This window comes from Archangium violaceum (assembly GCF_016887565.1).
Taxonomy (GTDB): domain Bacteria; phylum Myxococcota; class Myxococcia; order Myxococcales; family Myxococcaceae; genus Archangium; species Archangium violaceum_B.
Window position 1 is genome coordinate 1388925 of the sequence record NZ_CP069396.1, and the last position, 18995, is coordinate 1407919.

Genomic DNA, 18995 nt, shown 5'->3' on the forward strand with positions numbered 1-18995 from the left:
CCCACACCCTGCTTCGCCGTCTCCCGAAAAGCGAAACCGTGCGCCGCCCTCTCCGCGACGATTCCTCCCCCGGCCTCTCTCCCCGCCGCGTTCCGGTGCAGCGTCTGCTGCGTTCCGTGGAACAGAGCGACATGGGGGGCCACGAAGTCTCCCTGCAGCTGAAGATCCTCACCGGCTACGTGATGCTGGGGTGCGTGCTGACCGCGGCCCTGCTCATCTCGGAGACGTTGCTGGGCTTCTGGTGGCGCATCGGGATGGCGCTGAGCCTGACGCTGGGGCTCTCGCTGATGCTGCCGCGCTACCTGGCGCGAGTGACGCGCGTGCGGGTGCTGTCGCGCTCGGCGTTCGAGATTTCGCAGGGGGACCTGTCCAAGCCGCTGGTGGTCGAGCCTCCGCGCGCGCTGCGGCGTGACGAGATCGACGAGCTGGCGCTGGCGATCAGCAAGATGCAGGAGAACCTGCGCGAACTGGTGGGGAAGATCCAGGACACCGCCAAGAGCGTGGCGGACACGGCGAAGGATCTGCAGGGCTCGGCGGAGAACGTCAACGCGACCAACGAGGAGGTGGGCTTGTCGATGGACAAGATCGCCCAGGGCGCGGAGACGCAGTCGCAGCTGGTGGGCCGGACGTCGAAGGTGATTACGGAGATGGCGGGCAGCATCCAGCGCACGGCGGCGAGCGCGGAGGACGCGGCGCGCACGGCGGCGGAGACGAGCAGCGCGGCGGAGAACGGCAGCAAGGCGGCGCTGCTGGCGGGCGAGAAGGTGAAGAAGGTCTTCAATCGCATCGAGGCGGCGAGCCAGCAGGTGTTCGCCTTCGGCGAGAAGACGCAGGAGATCTCGAAGATCGTCGATGCCATCACCCAGGTGGCGCAGCAGACGAACCTGCTGGCGCTCAACGCGACCATCGAGGCGGCGCGGGCGGGCGAGTACGGCCGGGGCTTCGCGGTGGTGGCGGACGAGGTGCGCAAGCTGGCCGAGAGCGCGGGCCGCTCGGCGGAACAGATTTCGCGGCTGGCGCGCGACATCTCCGGCCAGTCCACGGCGGTGGTGAGCGCGATGAAGGAGGGCATCGAGGAGCTGGCGGAGGGCCGCGAGGACCTGACCGGCATCGTGCGCTCCATGGGCGCCATCACGGACACCGTGCGCAAGGTGGCCGAGAAGGTGCACCTCATCTCCGACAGCGCCCGCGAGCAGCTCAAGGGCAGCGAGGAGATGGTGAAGGCCACGGAGGAGATTTCGCTGGTGGCCCGGAACAACTCGGCCTCCACGGAGGCCATCCAGGCCGTCATCCAGGAGCAGACGGACGCGATGGTGCGGATGACGTCGCTGGCCAGCGAGCTGACCAACCTCTCCATCGAGCTGCAGAGCGTGGTGCGCAGCTTCCGGCTGAACGCCTGAGCACCCGGCCGGCTCCCGCCCTCCCCCTCCCTCCAGGGTGGGTCGGGACACGGGTTGTTCGGTTGTCTGCTCTCGCGGATTTCCCAGAACCCGAGCCCTGCTGATAGAAAGTCGTCTGCGTGCGGCACGTCATCATCCGGGTGGAGAAGGAGCGCTACGGCCTGCCGCTGGCGGCGGTGAAGGAGGTGGTGGTGCCTCCGGAACGCTTCACCCGGGTTCCTCGGGCGCCGGCGGCGGTGACGGGGGTGATGAACCTGCGGGGACGGGTGGTGACGGTGGTGGAGCTGCGCCAGTTGCTGGGGCTGCCGGATGGGCCCACCCCGCCGGGCCGGGTGGTGCTGCTGGACCGGGGCCGGAGGGATCTGGGCCTGCTGGTGACGGACGTGGATGGGATCGAGGCGGTGGAGCGGGTGAGCACGGCGCCGGGCAAGGCGGTACCCGCGGTACGAGGGGTGGCGAGGTTGAGGGGATTGGCTGTGACGGTGTTGGATCCAGAGGGGCTGGATTCCGCGGTGGTTGGACTCTTCACCGCGGCTCAACAGAAGTGAGTAGCCGCCTGAAATGGGCGGATGGTAGTGTCCGCGGCCCTCTCGGGGCCTTGAGCGGAGGCGGAGCTTCAAATGGCTAAGCGGGTGCTGGTCGTCGACGATGCCATCTTCATGCGCAACATGATCAAGGACATCTTCGCGTCCGGCGGCTTCGAGGTCGTCGGCGAGGCGGCCAACGGACTGGAGGCCGTGGAGAAGTACAAGGAGTTGAAGCCGGATCTGACGACGATGGACATCGTCATGCCGTTCAAGAGCGGCATCGAGGCCACGCGGGAGATCATCAAGTACGACGCCAACGCGGTGGTCATCATGTGCTCGGCGCTGGGACAGGAGAGCCTGGTGATGGAGGCCATCGAGGCGGGAGCCTCGGACTTCATCGTCAAGCCGTTCCGAGCGGAGGACGTGCTGGCGGTCGTCAAGAAGGTACTGGGCGAGGGCTGAGGCCCCGTCCCGTTGCTGGCGTGCGGATGACCGTCGTGCGCCTCCGAGGCCGGACATGACGATGGACATGTCCCGCTACCTCGGCCTGTTCCTCACCGAGGCTAGCGAGCACCTGGAAGGGTTGGGGCGGGACCTCGTGCAATTGGAGCGCGAGGGAGCACCCGCCGTGGTGGACTCCATGTTCCGCCACGCCCACTCGGTCAAGGGGATGGCGTCCTCGATGGGCTTCGAGGCCATCGCCGTGCTGGCCCACCGGGTGGAGGACCTGGTGGACGCCATCCGCCAGGACCCGAGCAGGCTGGAGCGCACCCTGGTGGACCTGCTCCTGTCGGCCACCGACATCATGCTGGCCCAGGTGCGCTCCGTGGCGGACAACAAGCCGCCGGATGACGCCTCGGCGCTGCTGGGCCAGCTGGCCGAGCGGGTGAGCACGCTCACGGGCCGAGCGCCCGGCGCTACGCGGGTGCTGGGCCGGACCTCCGTCACCAGTGCCGCGCCCGCTCCGGTCGCGACCCCCGTGGCCGCCGCGCCCGCTCCGGCCGCCGCGCCCGCCGCTCCGGTCGCGACCCCCGTGGCCGCCGCCGTGCCCGCTCCGGTCGCCGCGCGCGCCCCGAGCGCGCCCGGTGTCACCGCCGAGGCCGCTCCCGTCGCCACGCCCGCTCCCGAGGCTCCGGTGGCCGCGACGGCCCAGCTGGCCGCCTCGGTGTCCATGGCGGTGGTGACCCCCTTCACGATGGAGGGGGAGGCGAAGCCCGAGGCCCCTCCGAAGACGATGAAGCGCTGGGCGGTGCGGTTGCGCATCGCGCCCACCTGCCAGACGCCGGGGGTGCGGGCCTTCCTGGTGCACAAGCGGCTCACGGGCCTGGGCACGCTGCACGACCTGTTTCCCGCGCTGGAGGACCTCAAGGCCGGCCGCATCCCGGATGGGAACATCCAACTCGAGCTGGAGACGGCCGAGGGCGAGGAGGGCATCCGCAAGGCGCTGCGCAACGTGGCGGAGGTGGAGCTCGTCTCGCTGGCGCCCGCGGTCGCCGCGCCACCGCCCGTGCCCGTCTCGCAGGCGGCGCAGTCGCTGGCGGAGTCCGCCCGGGCGGTGGGAGGGGACTCGGCGACGCGCACGGTGCGCGTGCGCACGGAGCTGCTGGACTACTTCCTGGACACGGTGGGCGAGCTGCTGCTGGCCACCGCGCGCCTGCGCGAGCTGGGCAAGGTGCTGCCGGAGAACTCGCGCCCGCCCATTGAAGAGGGCGTCTACCGGCTGCAGACGCTGGTGAAGGACCTGCACGACAAGGTGATGAGCGCGCGCATGACGCCGCTGTCGCTCATCACGGACCGGCTGCCCCGCGCGGCGCGCGACATCGCGCGGCGCAAGGAGCGCGAGGTCGACCTGGTCATCACCGGCGCGGAGATCGAGCTGGACCGGGCCATCCTCGACGAGCTGGCGGACCCGCTGCTGCACCTGCTGCGCAACTGCATCGACCACGGCCTGGAGTCGTCGGAGGAGCGGGTGGCGGCGGGCAAGGGCGCGCGCGGGCGCGTGCTGGTGTCCGTGCGGCGCGCGCGCGACCGGGTGGTGGTGGAGATGGAGGACGACGGCCGCGGCATGAACGCGGCCAAGCTGAAGGCGGCGGCGGTGGCTCGCGGCGCCATCAGCGCGGAGGCGGCGGCGCGGATGACGGACCGCGAGGCCTTCCTGCTCGCGTGCCTGCCGGGCGTGTCCACCGCGAAGGACGTCTCGGAAATCTCGGGCCGCGGCGTGGGCATGGACGCGGTGAAGCGGGTGGTGGAGAACGTGGGCGGGACGCTGGAGATCGAGAGCGAGCTGGGCCGCGGCACGCGCTTCACGCTGCGGCTGCCGCTGACGGTGGCGGTGGTGCACCTGCTGCTGGTGGCGGTGGGCGACGAGGTGTTCGGCCTGCCCATCGCCAAGGTGGTGGGGGCGACGGAGGCGGACGGCGAGAAGCTCGAGCGCAGCCGGGAGACGCCGATGCTGCCCCACGGCCACGGGCTGCTGCCGGTGTACGGGCTGGATGCGCTGGTGGGCGTCGACGCCCCGCCGCGCAAGGGCGTGCGGCCGTTCGTGGTGATGGAAGGAGACGCGGGACGGGTCGCTCTCGCGGTCGACAGACTGGTGGGGCAGGAGGAGGCGGTGCTCAAGCCGTTGTCCCGGCCCCTGGACTTGCTGCCGGGCCTCTCGGGAGTGACCATCCTGGGAAGTGGCCGCCCGGTGTTCATCCTGGACGTGCCGAGGTTACTGTCCGCGTGAGCCCCCAACCGAGCGACATTCAGCTGGACGCCCTCCGTGAGGTGGCCAACATCGGTTGTGGGCACGCGGTGAACGCGCTCGCGCGGCTGGTGGGCGGCCGCACGGTGAACCTGTCCGTGCCTCGCGCGATGCTGGCGGAGACCTCGGAGGTGGCGGAGCTGCTGGGCGGAGGCAAGGCCTCCGTGGTGGCGGCGAAGCTGGGCATGGAGGGGCAACTCCGGGGCGTGCTGTTGCTGGTGCTGCCCGCGGAGGACAGCGAGTCGCTGGAGTCGCTGCTGCTGCGGCGCCGGGACGCGCCGCTGGAGGAGCGGGAGAGCGCGCTGTCGGAGACGGCCAACATCGTGGCGAGCGCGTGCCTGTCGGCCATCGGCACGCTGACGGGCTGGCGGTTGCTGCCGACGGTGCCGACGCTGGTGCGGGGCACGGCGGACGCGGTGGTGGCGGGCGCCATGCCGGAGCCCGAGGGCAACAGCCGCGTGGTGGTGATGGAGACGCGCTTCTCGGCGGTGGGGGCGCCCGCGGTGTCCGGCCAGGTGCTGCTGCTGCTGGAGCGCGAGAGCTCCGGGGCCCTGCTCGCCCGTCTCGGCGTCTGACCGGGGGGGCCGGGCAACCAGCATTGTCCCGAGGTGCTGCTTGCGGCCCCCGGGCCCTCATCCCAACTTGACCCATCGTGGGGCGCGGCGTCCGCGCGTCCCATGGGGGAGCGAGCATGCGGGGTGTCATCTGGGGCGCGGTGTTGGGGGCGGTGGTGCTCGCGGGTTGCCGGACGGATGGCACGGTGGCCATGCGCGGGACCTCGGGTAGCGAGGGCACCATCGCGAAGAACCCTTCCTCGCTCGAGCGGGGCTTCACGATGAAGGGCACTGTCGCCGCCGAGTACTCGGACGTGCTCGTCATCGAGGACAAGTGGGGCAAGACGCGCTACCTGCGCATCACCCCGCAGACGCGCTACTACCAGGACGGCAAGTTGATTGGCCGCGAGTTCCTCGCACCCGGCTCCACCGTGCGCGCCTCGTTCGCCAGCAACGACATGGAGATGGTCGCTCGCGAAATCACCGTCGTGGAGGACGTGGGCAAGGCCGACCCCCATGACGTGCCGGACAGGGCGAATACCCTTCCCTGACGGATGTGAGGCTTTGACACGGTGCGCTAGCGCGGCGTGTCAAGCTTTGAATGCCTCGAACGTGACTTGACGGGGTGTGTACGCGCTGCGCGCGGGACGTGAAAGCGACACTTCAACCTCCTGGATTCACTGCCGTTCGTTGACACACGAAGTGGCAGGGTTCACTTTCTAGAGCGGGTGTGGAAAAGTCCCGCCCAATGGTTGATTCGTCGCCTCGTCGCCCCCCGGCCAGACGCGCGAACATTCGTCACCCCGCTGCGATTTCCCTGTTGCTTTTTCCCTTGGCGTTCACCGGCTGCGTTCATTCGCAACCGCCCGCTGGGAGCGCAACCTCGGAGGTCGGCACGCCCGCGTCCGCTCCGGCGCCCGCCCCCGTCGTCACGGAGGCTCCGGCGCCCGCGACGGCGGCTCCCGCGCGCCGTTGGTCCGACGAGGTGCTCTACTTCGTCGTGCTGGACCGCTTCGCCAATGGCGACCCGGCCAATGACCTCAAGGTGGACAAGAAGGCCCCCGGCGCGTTCCACGGGGGGGACTTCAAGGGCCTGCGCGAGCAGCTCGACGAGCTGTCCTCGCTGGGCGTGACGGCCATCTGGATCACCCCGGTGGTGAAGAACATCGACGGCTTCGTCACCGGCGCCGGCTTCCCCGACTGGGGCTACCACGGCTACTGGGCGGATGACTTCCATCAGCTCGACCCGCGCTTCGGCGGCGAGCAGGAGCTGAAGGCGCTGGTGGAGGCGTGTCACCAGCGGGGCATCCGCGTGCTGCTGGACGTGGTCTACAACCACCCGGGCTACAACTCGCGCTACGTGACGGCACCCGAGACGCGCGACTGGCTGCGCTCCGAGGAGAAGGGCACCTGCGGGCAGGATGACCTGACCACCTGCGTGTCCGGCCTGCCGGACTTCAAGACGGAGCGGCCCGAGGTGGCGAAGTACCTGCTCGACGCGCAGCTGTCCTGGGGCAAGCGTTCAGGAGTGGACGGTTTCCGGCTGGACACGGTGAAGCACGTCGACCACCCCTTCTGGCAGGAGCATCGCCGCCGCACGCGCGCGGAGCTGGGCCAGGACTTCTTCCTCATTGGCGAGGTGTGGGGCGGGGACCGCGAGTCGCTCGACCCGTGGTTCGTCAACGACGAGATGGACGCCGGCTTCGACTTCGGCTTCCAGGGCAGCGCGCTCGCGTGGGTGCAGGGCCGCGGGCGCACCGTGGCCTTCGATGCCTACCTCCGCTCGCGCGGCAAGGTGCGCAAGGGCTACCTGCTGTCTCACTTCCTGTCCTCGCACGACGTGCCCGGCGCGCTCTTCCAGCTGGGGGGCGACAAGGCGCGCTTCCGGCTCGCGGCGGCGCTGCAGCTCACCACCTCCGGCATGCCCGTCATCTATTACGGCGAGGAGGTGGGCCGCGCCGGAGGGGACTGGCCGGCCAACCGGAGCGACATGCCCTGGGGCGAGCGCGCGGTGCAGCCCGGCGCGGGCCTGCCGCGCGACGAATCTCTCCGCCAGTTCTATCAAAAGCTCATCGCCATTCGCCGTGCACACCCGGCGCTCGCGCGTGGTACGCACAAGGGGCTCTCCACGGAGGGCGACGTCTACACCTTCCTCCGGCACGAGCCGGAGTCGGGTGATGCGGTCGTGGTAGCGGTGAACCGCGGTGACAAGAAGGCGGCCGTGTCGTTTCCCTGGCCCGAGGCCTGGAGCGGTGCGGACGCGGAAGACCTGCTCGATGGAGGACCCCTGAAGGCCGGTCCCACGGTAGAAGTGACCGTCGAGCCCCTGTCCGTCCGCATCCTGGGACGGACTCGTTAGATGAGAACGCAGTCAACTGCAAACAGGCACCCGGATGAGCCGGGGTGTGCCCGCGTGGTGGGGAGAGCCTGAATGGCCGGTGTGGTTTTCAAGAATGTGGCCAAGCGGTATGGCGAAGTCTCGGTCATCGAGGGATTGAACCTCGATATCCGTGACCATGAGTTCATGGTGCTGGTGGGCCCGTCGGGCTGTGGCAAGTCCACGGCGCTGCGGATGATCGCCGGCCTCGAGGAGATCACCGGCGGGAGCCTGTCCATTGGCGACCGCGTGGTGAACGAGCTGCCGCCCAAGGATCGCGACGTCGCGATGGTCTTCCAGAACTATGCGCTCTACCCGCATATGACCATCCGGGAGAACCTCGAGTTCGGTCTGAAGATCCGCAAGACGCCCAAGCCGGAGATGGACAAGCTGGTGAACGATGCCGCCGAGATTCTCGGCATCACGCACCTGCTGGACCGCAAGCCGAAGCAGCTCTCCGGTGGTCAGCGCCAGCGCGTGGCGCTCGGCCGCGCCATCGTGCGCAAGCCGGCGGTGTTCCTCTTCGACGAGCCTCTGTCCAACCTCGACGCCAAGCTGCGCGTGCAGATGCGCTCGGAGATCAAGAAGCTCCAGCAGCGTCTAGGGGTCACCTCGGTCTACGTGACGCACGACCAGATCGAGGCCATGACGATGGGCCACCGCATCGCGGTGATGAAGGAGGGCAAGCTGCAGCAGCTCGGCACCCCGCTGGAGGTGTACGAGCGCCCGGCCAACGTCTTCGTGGCCCAGTTCATCGGCTCTCCGCCCATGAGCTTCACCACCGCCACGCTCTCGGCCAATGGCGAGGCGCTCGAGGGCGAGGGCTTCAAGATTCCGGTACCCCAGAGCCTGCGCCCGGTGACGGCGGGCAAGGGGGGCCGCAAGTTGAAGGTCGGCATCCGTCCTGACAACATCATCGCGCCGTCGGCTACCGCCCGCGGCGAGACGGCGCCGCTGGAGGTGAAGGTGGATCTCGTCGAGCCGCTCGGCAACGAGGTCATCGTCCACTCCCGCCTCGCCGAGAACTTCATCGTCTTCCGGTTGCCGCCCCAGCACACGCCCGAGACGGGCGCGAAGATGCAGGTGGTGGTCGAGCTGGAGTCGCTGCACCTGTTCGACGCTGAAACCGAACAACGTCTGTCCGCCTAGTCGAGTCCCCTCCAGAGGAGCACCACGACATGAAGAACCTGCGACTGATGATCGCGGCCGTGTGCCTGTGCGCGCTCGGCCTGATTGCAAGGCCCGCCGCCGCCGCCGAGACGAAGGAGATCGTCCTGTGGCACGCCTACCGCGCCGAGGAGAAGACGGCGCTGGAGAAGGTGATCGCCCAGTTCAACGCCGCCAATGCCTCCAAGGGCATCAAGGTGACGACGCTGGCGGTGCCGTATGACGCCTACGCGGACAAGATCTCCGCCACCGTGCCGCGCGGCAAGGGCCCGGACATCTTCATCTTCGCCCAGGACCGCCTGGGTGGATGGATCGAAGCGGGCAACACGGTGGCGCCCATCGACTTCTTCGTGGATGACGCGCTTCGCAAGCGCTTCATCCCCACCACGATGGAGGCGATGACCTACCGCGGCACCGTGTACGGCCTGCCGCTGAACTACAAGGTCATCACGCTCATCTACAACAAGAAGCTCGTGCCCACCCCGCCCAAGACGAGCGGCGAGCTGGTGACGATCGCCAAGAAGCTCACCGACAAGAAGGCGGGCCGCTTCGGTCTGGCGTACTCCTACGGTGACTTCTACTTCCACGCGGCCCTGATGAACGGCTTCGGCGGCGGCGTGTTCGGCCCGGGCACCACGCCCACCCTCAACTCGCCGCAGAACGTGAAGTCGGTGGAGCAGGTGATGAAGTGGGTGGAGAAGGACGGCATCCTCCCGGCCGAGCCCTCCTCGGCGCTCATCACCTCGCTCTTCAACGAGGGCAAGGCGGCCATGGTGTTCTCCGGCCCCTGGTTCCTGGGGGAGATCGCCAAGGGCGTGGACTACGGCCTGGCGCCGCTGCCCACGCTGGACGAGGCCGGTGGCAAGCCGATGCGCCCGTGGATGACGGTGGAGGGCGTGTACATCTCCGCTCCGTCGAAGAACACGGACGCGGCGTTCGAGGTGGCGAAGTTCCTCACCAGCGACGAGGCCGCCAAGGTGCTCGCGCTGGAGGGCCGTCAGAGCCCCGCCAACCTGGCGGTGTATTCCGATCCGAAGGTGCAGGCGGACCCGCAGCTCAAGGCGTTCCGCGACCAGGTCGACACGGCGGTGCCGATGCCCAACGTGCCGGAGATGACGATGGTCTGGTCGCCGGCCACCTCGGCGATGAACTCCATCCTCAAGAAGGCCGCCACGCCCAAGGCCGCCCTCGACGTAGCCCAGAAGGCCGTGGCCAAGGACGTGGCCGGCCTGCGCAAGAAGTGAGGAGCGAGTGAGCAATATGGCCCCACAGCGAACCGGCGATGAGCAGAATGACGTCGCCGCCCACGCGCTCGGCGAGCGCGGTCACACCCAAGCCCTCCACAGTACCGGGGGCCGTCCCTCGGGCGGCTCGTCGGGCCCTGGTGCTCCCCACCGCGGGCGGGTGTTCGTGGGGCTCTCCCTCGCGCTCGGTCTGTCCCTGGCGATCGCCCACGGCCTGCTGGCCGGGGCGCTGGACAAGATGTCCACCGAGCGCGCGGATCGCCAGTCCCTCGTGTCCCTGCGTGCGCTGGAGGACCTGGTCCAGCGCGCGGGGGGCTCGGGGGATGCCGTGCGCGCCGTGGTGTCCACGTGGAAGGAGCAGCTTCCGCCGGGCAGCGCGGTGCGAGTGATTGCCTTCTCGGGCATCCAGCTCGAGGCCTCCACCTTCCCCGAGGACCAGGGGGAGCGCGCGGCGCCGCGCCGGCTGTCGCGCGAGGAGAAGCCCCTCTACGACCGCGGGCAGCGGCTGCGCGCCGCGGTGGAGACCAACCGGGAGGAAGGCTCCGCGCGCAAGCTGGAGGTGGAGACGGAGGCGCTGCCGGATGGCCGGCGCCTGCTGAGCGCGCCGGTGGAGGTGGACGGCTCGGTGGTGGGCATGGTGGAGCTGGCCACGGCTCCGCTGGCGGCCCCGTTGAAGCCGGGCATGCTGGCGACGCTGGCCTTCTTCCTGGTGCCGCTGGCGGTGTGTGGTGCCGCGGCCTTCGTCGTGCGCCGCCAGGGCCTGCTCGTCGCCATGTCGGTGGTGTTGCTCGCGGCGGGCCTGGGTGGCTACGTGTCCTATTCGCTGGGCACGTTGGGCTCCGAGGTGCATGCGACGCAGACGCTCGTGGCCTCGCAGCTACAAGCGATGGCGCAGCGGGCCCAGGCGGTGATGGCCGAGCGGCAGCTCGCGGCCGAGCCGGCGCTGCAGCCCGGCAACTGGGACGCGGATCAGTTCCGCCGTCCGCTGGGGCTGGTGACGCCGGCGGGTGAGGTGAACGAGGCGGTGGTGTCCGCGCGCGTGGCCGAGCTGCGCTCGGGCGCGGGCCGCGCGCTCGGTGGGCTGGGCGCGCTGGCCCTGGCCGTGCTGCTCTTCATCGGCATGGGCGGTCTGGCCCGCACGGTGGAGACGGTGGTGGAGTACCGGACGGCCTACCTCTACATCGCCCCGGCGATGGTGGGCATGCTGGTCCTCGTCTTCTTCCCGTTCTTCTACGGCATCACCCTGTCCTTCACCGACTCCAACCTCTACAACACGGGGCAGGCGCTGTCGGACATCTGGGTGGGCCTGCGCAACTACGTGGAGATCCTCGGCGACTTCAACATCGCCCGGAGGGCGCAGGACGGGTCGCTCGTCTTCAACTACCTCAACTTCTATTACACGCTCTTCTTCACGGTGGTGTGGACGGTCACCAACGTGACCATCGGCGTGACGGTGGGCCTGGCGCTGGCGCTCATGCTCAACGTGCAGGGGCTGGCGCTGCGGCCGGTGTACCGCGTGCTGCTCATCCTGCCGTGGGCCATGCCCAACTACATCACCGCGCTCATCTGGAAGGGCATGTTCCACCAGCAGTTCGGCGTGGTGAACCACGTCATCCGGATGTTCGGTGGACAGGGGCTCGCCTGGTACGACACGCCGACGACGTCGTTCCTCACGGCGCTCGCCACCAACGGCTGGCTGAGCTTCCCCTTCATGATGGTGGTGTCGCTGGGCGCGCTGACGTCCATCCCCAACGAGCTCTACGAGGCCGCGCGCGTGGATGGGGCCTCTCGCTGGCAGCAGTTCAAGTCGATTACACTGCCCTCGCTCAAGCCCGCGCTGGTCCCGGCCGTCATCCTGTCGGTCGTCTGGACCTTCAACATGTTCAACATCATCTTCCTGGTGACCGAGGGCGAGCCGAGCAACTCGACGGAAATCCTCGTGACCCAGGCGTACAAGTTCGCCTTCCAGCGCTACCGCTACGGGTACGCGGCGGCGTACTCGACGGTCATCTTCGGCATCCTGCTGCTCTACAGCGTGGTGCAGAACCGCATGTCGCGCGCCACGGAGGCCGCCTGATGTTCTCGCGTCGAGATGGGGTGCCCCACTGGCCGCTGCACGTGCTGCTGACGGGCTTCACCCTCTTCACCCTCTACCCCATCCTCTGGGTCATCACGATCGCCTTCTCGGGTAAGCAGAGCCTGGCGATCGCCACGATCCCCGAGGAGCCCTCGTTCCTGGACCAGGTGCGCGCCGTCATGCCCTGGCCGGAGACGTGGTCGTTCTCCAACTTCGTCTCGGTGATGAGGGATCAGCCCTTCGGGCAGTGGATGTTCAACAGCGCCGTCATCGCGCTGGGCACCACGGTGGTGGGCGTGTTCCTCGCGTGCACCGCGGCCTATGCCTTCAGCCGCTTCAAGTTCGCCGGCCAGCGCGCGGGCATGATGGCCTTCCTCGTGTCCCAGATGTTCCCGGGCACGCTGATGCTCATCCCCCTCTACATCATCCTGGTGCAGTGGCTGGGCCTGGGCAGCTCGCGCTTCGGCCTGATGATCGTCTACGCCACCACCTCCATCCCCTTCAGCGTGTGGATGCTCAAGGGCTACTTCGACACGATTCCGAAGGACCTGGAGGAGGCCGCGCTCATCGAGGGCGCGTCGGTGGGGAAGATCTTCTGGACCATCATCCTGCCGCTGGCCAAGCCGGCGGTGGCGGTGACGGCGCTCTTCTCGTTCATGACGTCGTGGAACGAGTTCATCCTCGCGGCCACCTTCATGGACCAGGAGACGATGTACACGGCGCCGGTGGGCTTGCGCTTCTTCGTGGGTGGCTTCTCGCAGCAGTGGGGCTACTTCGCCGCGGGCTCCATCATCGTCTCGGTGCCGGTGGTCGTCCTGTTCCTGTTCCTCCAGAAGTACCTCGTCTCCGGCCTGACCGCCGGCAGCGTCAAGGGTTAGTCCGTCGTTTTCCAGCCCCTCCATTTCCCAGCAAGGAGAAGTCGAACATGAAGACCTCGCGTTTCGCCGTGTTCACGCTGACCGCCGCGCTCCTGGGCGCTCCCGCCCTGGCCGCTGACAAGGTGTCCTTCAAGGACCCGACCGGTGACGACAACGGTCCCGGTACCTACAAGTACCCGACCGACACCGTGTACAAGCGCGGCTCGTTCGACCTGACGGACTTCACCTTCGAGAAGAAGGGCACCAAGGCCGACGTCACCCTGGGCTTCAACACCAGCCTGGAGGATGCGTGGAAGACGGGCTCTGGCTTCTCCGTGCAGATGGCCTTCATCTTCATCGACACGGATGGCAAGGAGGGCAGCGGCTCCACCGACTCCCTGCCGGGCCTCAACGTGAAGTTCGCCCCCGCGTTCGGCTGGGAGAAGGTCATCGTCATCTCGCCGCAGGGCGCTTCGCGCGTGAAGGCCGAGGTGGGCAACAAGGCCGGCGCGGCCAAGGACAACGTCCTGGTTCCCAACCGCATCAAGGGCTCGGGCCGGAAGGTGAACGCCACCGTCGACCTGGCGGGCCTTGAGGGGGACCCCTCGCAGTGGCGCTTCCAGGTGCTGGTGCAGTCCAACGAGGGCTTCCCCGCGGGCAATGATCTGCTGACCCGCAAGGTGAACGAGTACGAGGGCCAGCACCGCTTCGGTGGTGGCAACGACGGCGAGTGTGATCCGCACGTAATGGACCTGCTCGCGGGCGAGGGCAAGGGCGATGCTTCCGAGGTGAAGGCCCAGCACGATATGCTGAGCTACGAGTGCGCCGAGGACGGCACCGCGAAGAAGGCGGCGACGCTCACGATGGTGGGCGGCGTGAAGGCGCCGGCGGCCCAGGAGCAGAAGTAGTAGTCTGTCTTTGATTCGAGTTTCCGCCGGAGGTCGCGCGGGCGGTGTCGAGCCGTCCGCGCCGGTGACCGGGAAGTCCCCCTTCCCGGTTCGGCCAAAAGAGAGGGGAATCACCCATGAAGATGAAGTCCATGCGGAAGGGCGCAGTCGCCCTGACCGCTGCCGCCACCCTGCTGCCCGCCGCATCCTCGCTCGCCCAGGAGGCCCCCAAGCTGCAGATTGGTGGTACCACCTACACGAAGTGGCTGTATGGCAGCTCCCGTGAGCAGGGCTCGCTCTACAACTACACCACCATCCCGGGCGAGAGCGCGGGTGACAACGGTATCGGTACAGAGCTCGAACTGTTGCTCAACGCCAGGCTGTCCAGCGCGGTCGAGGTTCGTGGCCGCATCCACAGTCGCTTCAGCCAGAACTTCTGGACCAACGGTGGTGGCTGGGGGAAGACGGACAACAACTGCACCTCGGGTAACTGCGGTGAGTTCGACAACCGTTCCAGCCAGTACATCAAGCTGCGCGGCATGGCCGTCACCCTGACGCCTGGCTATCTCGTCGACTCCGCGACCATCGGTGCCAACGACTTCGGTCAGTTCGATCCGCTCGTCGTGGGCCGCATCCGCTACATCGACCGGGACAACGTCTATGGCGTGCTCGTGCAGGGCTCGGCGCTCGAGCGGAAGCTGACGTGGGATGTCGCTGGTATCTCGCTGCCGCGCCTCTGGGCCGGCCCGCGCTTCAGCACCGGCGCCTTCCACGCCACGGACGCCACCTACGTCGCCCAGTCGAAGTACACCTTCAACGACATGTTCGACCTGGGAGCCATCTTCCAGTACACGAACGACTCGGAGGTGAACCCGACCGACCTCAACTCCGATGACGGCCGTGACCTCATGCCGCGCTACCGCAACGGCGTGGGTGGTCTCAAGGCTGGCCTGCACCTCGCATCCAAGGTGGACGTGAAGGGGTCGTTCTACCGCTCGTACTCCAACGTGGACGCGGACCCGGCCAAGGGGCTCGTCGACCGCTACTCCCCGATTCCGGGCGGCCGGCTCACGGACAACACCATGATGCTGGACGTGGCGTTCGCCGATCCGTTCGACATCGGTCTGTCGCTGAACATGCAGGCGTTCAGCATCGGCGCCAACTACGTGTCCGTCATGGCGTCCCGCCGCGAGTCCGACGTGCTCCTCACCGAGGGGCACGACGGCTCCTTCGGCGGTCCTGGTCCCGCGAACGATCGTTCCGGCCAGTGGGGTGACCCCAACTACATCGGCTACGGCGGTTGGACGGGTGAGACCCAGCAGGTGGCCACCGTCAACGTGGACAACGAGTTCACCGACTTCGACGAGCCGTTCGCCGAGACGGTCATCGGCTGGAAGGGCGCCACCTTCAACCCGGTCTTCAGCACGGGCGCGCTCGAGCTGTCGGGTGAGTACTCGTTCATCACCTACAACACCAACTGGCAGGCCTTCGGGGATGACTCGCAGCCCCTCAACAACCGCTACCCGGTCATGGATGGCGACGTGGGCGTGGGCCACGGTTACCGCAGCGCCTACCAGCCCTTCCAGGACAAGCAGACCCAGATCCTCGTGGCCAAGGGCCGCTACGTTCTCGACATCGGCCGTGGCATCGACGTGTTCGGCAAGGTCAAGTACATCTACGAGAACGACAAGCGCATGAACGACAAGAAGTACCTCCCCTACCAGGAGGGCGACTGCCCGGGTGGGGGCCTGCCATGCGCCAACGTTCGCAACGAGTACAGCCCGGGCAACAGCACGGCGGACCTGGACTACGCCACCATCAAACCGTACGCGAATCCCGGGCTGGTCACCGTGGACGGCCAGACGGGCTACGCCTTCAAGCCGTTCGACAGCATCGACGACGATGATCGCGAGCTGAAGTACACCACCTTCAACCTGGGCGCTGGCTATCAGCTCACCGACGACCTCTACATGTCGCTGAGCTATGCCAAGTACCTGGCGGACCTGAAGGACGGCACGACCGCCTACCGCGCCTTCAGCAGCCACCAGATGGCTTCTGGCAAGCACGACAAGAACCAGCTCTCGCTCCGGGCCAAGTACATCCTGGCGGGCGTGGAGTTCGGCGCCGAGGCCGGGTACGCCTTCGGAACCTTCAAGCCGGATTACTACGGCGATGGCTTCCTGATGCAGCAGGCCAGCGCGACGAACGCCGCGAAGGCCAAGGTGCCGGAAGGAACGAAGGGTTTCACCGCCGCGTATGACAACTGGTTCAACCTGGAGGATCGCAAGTTCCAGCAGATGCGCCTCAAGGTGTTCATGAAGGCGCAGTTCTAGTCTTCATCCATGCGGTTCAGGGGGGCCCGGTGCGCGGAGACGCCCGCCGGGCCCTCGCTTTTTTTCGTCTACGAGGACTCATGCCCATGGGGCTTCTCCGTCGTCTCTTCTTGTCCCTGTTGCTGACCATGGTGGTTGGCGCCTGCCACGACCGCGGCTCGCGTGGCGAAGCGCTGCTCTTCACCTTGAAGGATCCTCGAGGGGACGATCACGGTGATGGTGAGCTCCGCTATCCCCTGCGCCAGGACTTCGAGCCCGGCTCGCTGGACCTGCTGTCCCTGGAGGCATTCGCCGAGAGTGGCGGGACGCGCTTCGAGGCCACCTTCGCTCGCTCCATTCCCCGGCCCCAGCGGGGGCGCACCGTGGATGCCGCGGGCACCACGCTGTCGAACCAGGCGCGCTACGGTTTCTACACCTTCAACCTGGACATCTACGTCGATACGGACCGGGCGGAGGGCTCGGGCCGCACGGACACGCTCCCCGGTCGCCACCTCACACTCGCACCGGGTAGTGCCTGGGAGAAGGCCATCGTGCTCACCCCGCGCCCGCATGAGGCGCGAGACGTCCTGCGCAAGCTGTGGGGACAGGCAGCGCGCGAGGAGGCCCAGCGGCGCGAGGGCTCGTTGAGCGAGTCGGCCGCGCGTGTCCTGGACACGCAGGTGGAGCGCCAGTTGGAGGAGGGCGTCTTCTTTCCCACCCGCATCCGTATTGCTGGCAACACGGTGTCCTTCTTCGTCCCGGACGGCTTCCTCGGCGGACAAGCACTGCCCACGTGGGGCTACGCGGTGGCCGCCACGGGGGCCACGTTGGAGCGCCGGGTGGAACTGCCCACCTTCTTCGGGGGAGTCACCGCTCCGACGACGGAGGCGGGATTGATGGTGCTCGGCATCGGGCCGGGCGTGTCTCAGGAGCGCTTCGGGGGCGGGCGCCTGGGAGGCTCCCGCCAGTCACCCGTGGTGGACCTGATGGTGCCCGAGGGCATCCAGCAGGAGGAGGTGCTTGGGCCAAGGGTGACGCCCTGGCCCGCGGTGGTGCCGGCCGCGCCCGTGTTACCGCAGGCGCCAGATGCCGGTGCTCCTGGCAGGCAGGATGACACGCCCGGCACTGGAGCCCTCTGAGAGATAGGTCGCGCCGGAATCGGTGAAGAGGGGTTCCGCCGTGCTCTCCGCGAGGTTGAAGGGGCCGGCCGTCGCGGAGCTGTCGGACAGGTTGTGCACGACCAGCACCCGCTCGTCCGCCAGCGTGCGCAGGAAGGCGAGCGTGAGCGAGTTACCCGAGGTGGGGGTGAACAGGGTGAGGCCTCCTCGCTCCAGGGCAGCCGAGGACTGGCGGACGCGGAGGAGGTCGCGGTAGCGCGACAGCAGCGAGCTGGAGGTGCTCGTCTGCGCGGCCACGTTGGCGCTTTCCCGGCCGGGGGCGAAGGAGAACCAGGGCGCGCTGGTGGAGAATCCGCCACTCGAGCTGGCATCCCAAGGCATGGGAGTGCGCTTGGCCTCGTCGTTGTTCGTGGTGCCGTTGGCCAGTCCCACCTCCTCGCCGTAGTACAGGAAGGGAGAGCCGGGCAGGGTGAGGAGCAGGGATGCCGCGTTGACCAGCTGGCCTCGTGCGCCACCAAGTTGTGTGGCGATCCGCACATGGTCGTGGTTGGTGAGGAAGGGCGCATCCGCCACGCCCGCGGGGTAGACGCGCGCCATCTCCGCCAGCTTGGCGGCGATGCCGGTGGCGTTACCCCGCTGGATGCCGGAGATCATCTGCTCGGCCAGGGGGAAGTTGAAGTTGAGAGGCAGCTCGTCGCCGCCGGGCATCTTGTCGGTGGACCCGTAGTAGGTGGCGATGCTGGAGGTGGGGCTCCAGTTCTCCCCCACCAGCACCGCGTCCGGCTTCACCTGGCGCACGTGCGCGGCGAACTCCTTCCAGAAGGCGTGGGTCTCCGGCGTATCGGCCTGTCCGGTCCCGGAGCCGGTCTCGATGAGGTAGCGGGCCGCGTCCAGCCTGAACCCATCCGCCCCCTTGCCCAGCCAGAATGCGGCGATGCGTTTGGCCTCCTCGCGTACCGCGGGCGTCTTGAAGTTCAGGTCCGGCATGCCGCCCCAGAAGACCCCGTAGTAGTACGCGCCATTGCGCGCGTGCCAGGTCTGGGTGGTGGAGTAGGCATCCCAGGGCTGCTTCCAGCCCGGGTTGTTGTCCCTCCACTGGTACCAGTCCCGCTTCGCGGAGGTGCTCGAGGAGGCGGACTCGACGAACCACGGGTGCTGCGAGCTGCTGTGGTTGATGACCAGGTCCAGGATGACGCGCAGGCCCCGGCGGTGGGCCTCGGCGCACAGGCGCTCGAAGTCCTCCAGGGTGCCGTAGTCCGGGTTGATGCGCTCGTAGTCCACCACGTCGTAGCCGTGGTAGCTGGGCGAGTCGAAGATGGGCATCAGCCACAGCGCATCCACCCCGAGGTCCGTGGTGGTGCTCGGGTCGCCGTCGTTGAGGTAGTCCAGACGTGAGATGAGGCCGGGCAGGTCGCCTTTGCCGTCGCCGTTGGAGTCCTGGAAGCTGCGGACGAAGACCTCGTAGAAGACGGCGTGCCGGTACCACTCGGTGCCCGCGGGTGGGGCAATCTCCACTGGAGTCGACGGCACCTGCCCCGTGGGCGTGGTTGGACCCGAGATGCAGGCCGTCAAGGTGAGCAGGGGGAGGAGGCGGAGAGAGCGGGAGCGCGGCATGGACGCAAGGCTTTAACAGTGTCTTGGCGCCCGTGCCAACGGCTGCGGGTGCTCGGTCCGAGGCTCTGCTAGTCTCCACCGCGCTCCCTCGGGCCGTGCCTGGATGACGGACGAG

Annotated in this window: 15 protein-coding genes; 14 read left to right on the forward strand and 1 reads right to left on the reverse strand. The window is 68.1% G+C overall.

Annotation, left to right across the window (positions count from 1 at the left end; translation table 11 throughout):
• The first annotated feature begins 38 nt into the window (after positions 1-38).
• The 14 genes from JRI60_RS05960 (at position 39) to JRI60_RS06025 (ending at position 17287) form a co-directional block, all read left to right on the forward strand.
• On the forward strand, positions 39-1400 hold the full coding sequence (locus tag JRI60_RS05960; protein ID WP_204224885.1) for a methyl-accepting chemotaxis protein: 1362 nt from the start codon (positions 39-41) through the stop codon (positions 1398-1400).
• Positions 1401-1519: 119 nt separating this feature from the next.
• Positions 1520-1948: a chemotaxis protein CheW gene (locus JRI60_RS05965; protein WP_204224886.1), complete on the forward strand. Its 429-nt coding sequence runs from the start codon at positions 1520-1522 to the stop codon at positions 1946-1948.
• A 72-nt stretch (positions 1949-2020) separates the two neighbouring features.
• Positions 2021-2389, forward strand: a complete 369-nt coding sequence (locus JRI60_RS05970) for a response regulator (RefSeq protein WP_108067310.1) — start codon at positions 2021-2023, stop codon at positions 2387-2389.
• A gap of 55 nt (positions 2390-2444) precedes the next feature.
• Complete coding sequence (locus JRI60_RS05975) at positions 2445-4655, forward strand: chemotaxis protein CheA (protein WP_204224887.1); 2211 nt, start codon at positions 2445-2447, stop codon at positions 4653-4655.
• A complete protein-coding gene (locus JRI60_RS05980) occupies positions 4652-5248 on the forward strand; it encodes a chemotaxis protein CheC (RefSeq protein ID WP_204224888.1) in 597 nt (198 codons plus the stop codon). The genes JRI60_RS05975 and JRI60_RS05980 overlap by 4 nt, the downstream gene beginning before the upstream one ends.
• A 116-nt stretch (positions 5249-5364) precedes the next feature.
• A complete protein-coding gene (locus JRI60_RS05985; RefSeq protein ID WP_204224889.1) occupies positions 5365-5778 on the forward strand; it encodes a hypothetical protein in 414 nt (137 codons plus the stop codon).
• A 281-nt stretch (positions 5779-6059) separates the two neighbouring features.
• Positions 6060-7586, forward strand: coding sequence for an alpha-amylase family glycosyl hydrolase (locus JRI60_RS05990; protein WP_239470375.1), 1527 nt, complete (start codon positions 6060-6062; stop codon positions 7584-7586).
• A gap of 72 nt (positions 7587-7658) precedes the next feature.
• The gene (locus tag JRI60_RS05995) at positions 7659-8753 is read left to right on the forward strand and encodes an ABC transporter ATP-binding protein (RefSeq protein WP_204224891.1); all 1095 of its coding nucleotides are present in this window, start codon (positions 7659-7661) and stop codon (positions 8751-8753) included.
• A 29-nt stretch (positions 8754-8782) separates the two neighbouring features.
• Positions 8783-10015, forward strand: coding sequence for an extracellular solute-binding protein (locus JRI60_RS06000; protein ID WP_204224892.1), 1233 nt, complete (start codon positions 8783-8785; stop codon positions 10013-10015).
• Positions 10016-10031: 16 nt separating this feature from the next.
• Entirely contained in the window at positions 10032-12092 is a 2061-nt protein-coding gene (locus tag JRI60_RS06005; protein ID WP_204224893.1) for a carbohydrate ABC transporter permease, read from the forward strand.
• A complete protein-coding gene (locus JRI60_RS06010) occupies positions 12092-12970 on the forward strand; it encodes a sugar ABC transporter permease (protein WP_204224894.1) in 879 nt (292 codons plus the stop codon). The genes JRI60_RS06005 and JRI60_RS06010 overlap by 1 nt, the downstream gene beginning before the upstream one ends.
• A 47-nt stretch (positions 12971-13017) precedes the next feature.
• Positions 13018-13857, forward strand: coding sequence for a glucodextranase DOMON-like domain-containing protein (locus JRI60_RS06015; RefSeq protein ID WP_204224895.1), 840 nt, complete (start codon positions 13018-13020; stop codon positions 13855-13857).
• A gap of 116 nt (positions 13858-13973) precedes the next feature.
• On the forward strand, positions 13974-16169 hold the full coding sequence (locus tag JRI60_RS06020) for a hypothetical protein (protein WP_204224896.1): 2196 nt from the start codon (positions 13974-13976) through the stop codon (positions 16167-16169).
• Positions 16170-16255: 86 nt separating this feature from the next.
• Positions 16256-17287 carry a glucodextranase DOMON-like domain-containing protein gene (locus JRI60_RS06025; protein ID WP_204224897.1) on the forward strand — a complete coding sequence of 344 codons (1032 nt, stop codon included), beginning with the start codon at positions 16256-16258 and terminating at the stop codon, positions 17285-17287.
• Here JRI60_RS06025 and JRI60_RS06030 read toward each other — a convergent pair.
• Positions 17219-18880, reverse strand: coding sequence for an alpha-amylase family glycosyl hydrolase (locus JRI60_RS06030; RefSeq protein WP_204224898.1), 1662 nt, complete (start codon positions 18878-18880; stop codon positions 17219-17221). The genes JRI60_RS06025 and JRI60_RS06030 overlap by 69 nt on opposite strands.
• Positions 18881-18995 lie beyond the last annotated feature (115 nt).

Bases quoted from the DNA above. Each gene is read 5' to 3' on its own strand.
- JRI60_RS05970 (WP_108067310.1), top strand. From the start codon at position 2,021: ATGGCTAAGCGGGTGCTGGTCGTCGACGATGCCATCTTCATGCGCAAC.
- JRI60_RS05975 (WP_204224887.1), top strand. From the start codon at position 2,445: ATGACGATGGACATGTCCCGCTACCTCGGCCTGTTCCTCACCGAGGCT.
- JRI60_RS05985 (WP_204224889.1), top strand. From the start codon at position 5,365: ATGCGGGGTGTCATCTGGGGCGCGGTGTTGGGGGCGGTGGTGCTCGCG.
- JRI60_RS05995 (WP_204224891.1), top strand. From the start codon at position 7,659: ATGGCCGGTGTGGTTTTCAAGAATGTGGCCAAGCGGTATGGCGAAGTC.
- JRI60_RS06000 (WP_204224892.1), top strand. From the start codon at position 8,783: ATGAAGAACCTGCGACTGATGATCGCGGCCGTGTGCCTGTGCGCGCTC.
- JRI60_RS06005 (WP_204224893.1), top strand. From the start codon at position 10,032: ATGGCCCCACAGCGAACCGGCGATGAGCAGAATGACGTCGCCGCCCAC.
- JRI60_RS06010 (WP_204224894.1), top strand. From the start codon at position 12,092: ATGTTCTCGCGTCGAGATGGGGTGCCCCACTGGCCGCTGCACGTGCTG.
- JRI60_RS06015 (WP_204224895.1), top strand. From the start codon at position 13,018: ATGAAGACCTCGCGTTTCGCCGTGTTCACGCTGACCGCCGCGCTCCTG.
- JRI60_RS06020 (WP_204224896.1), top strand. From the start codon at position 13,974: ATGAAGATGAAGTCCATGCGGAAGGGCGCAGTCGCCCTGACCGCTGCC.
- JRI60_RS06025 (WP_204224897.1), top strand. From the start codon at position 16,256: ATGGGGCTTCTCCGTCGTCTCTTCTTGTCCCTGTTGCTGACCATGGTG.
- JRI60_RS06030 (WP_204224898.1), bottom strand. From the start codon at position 18,880: ATGCCGCGCTCCCGCTCTCTCCGCCTCCTCCCCCTGCTCACCTTGACG.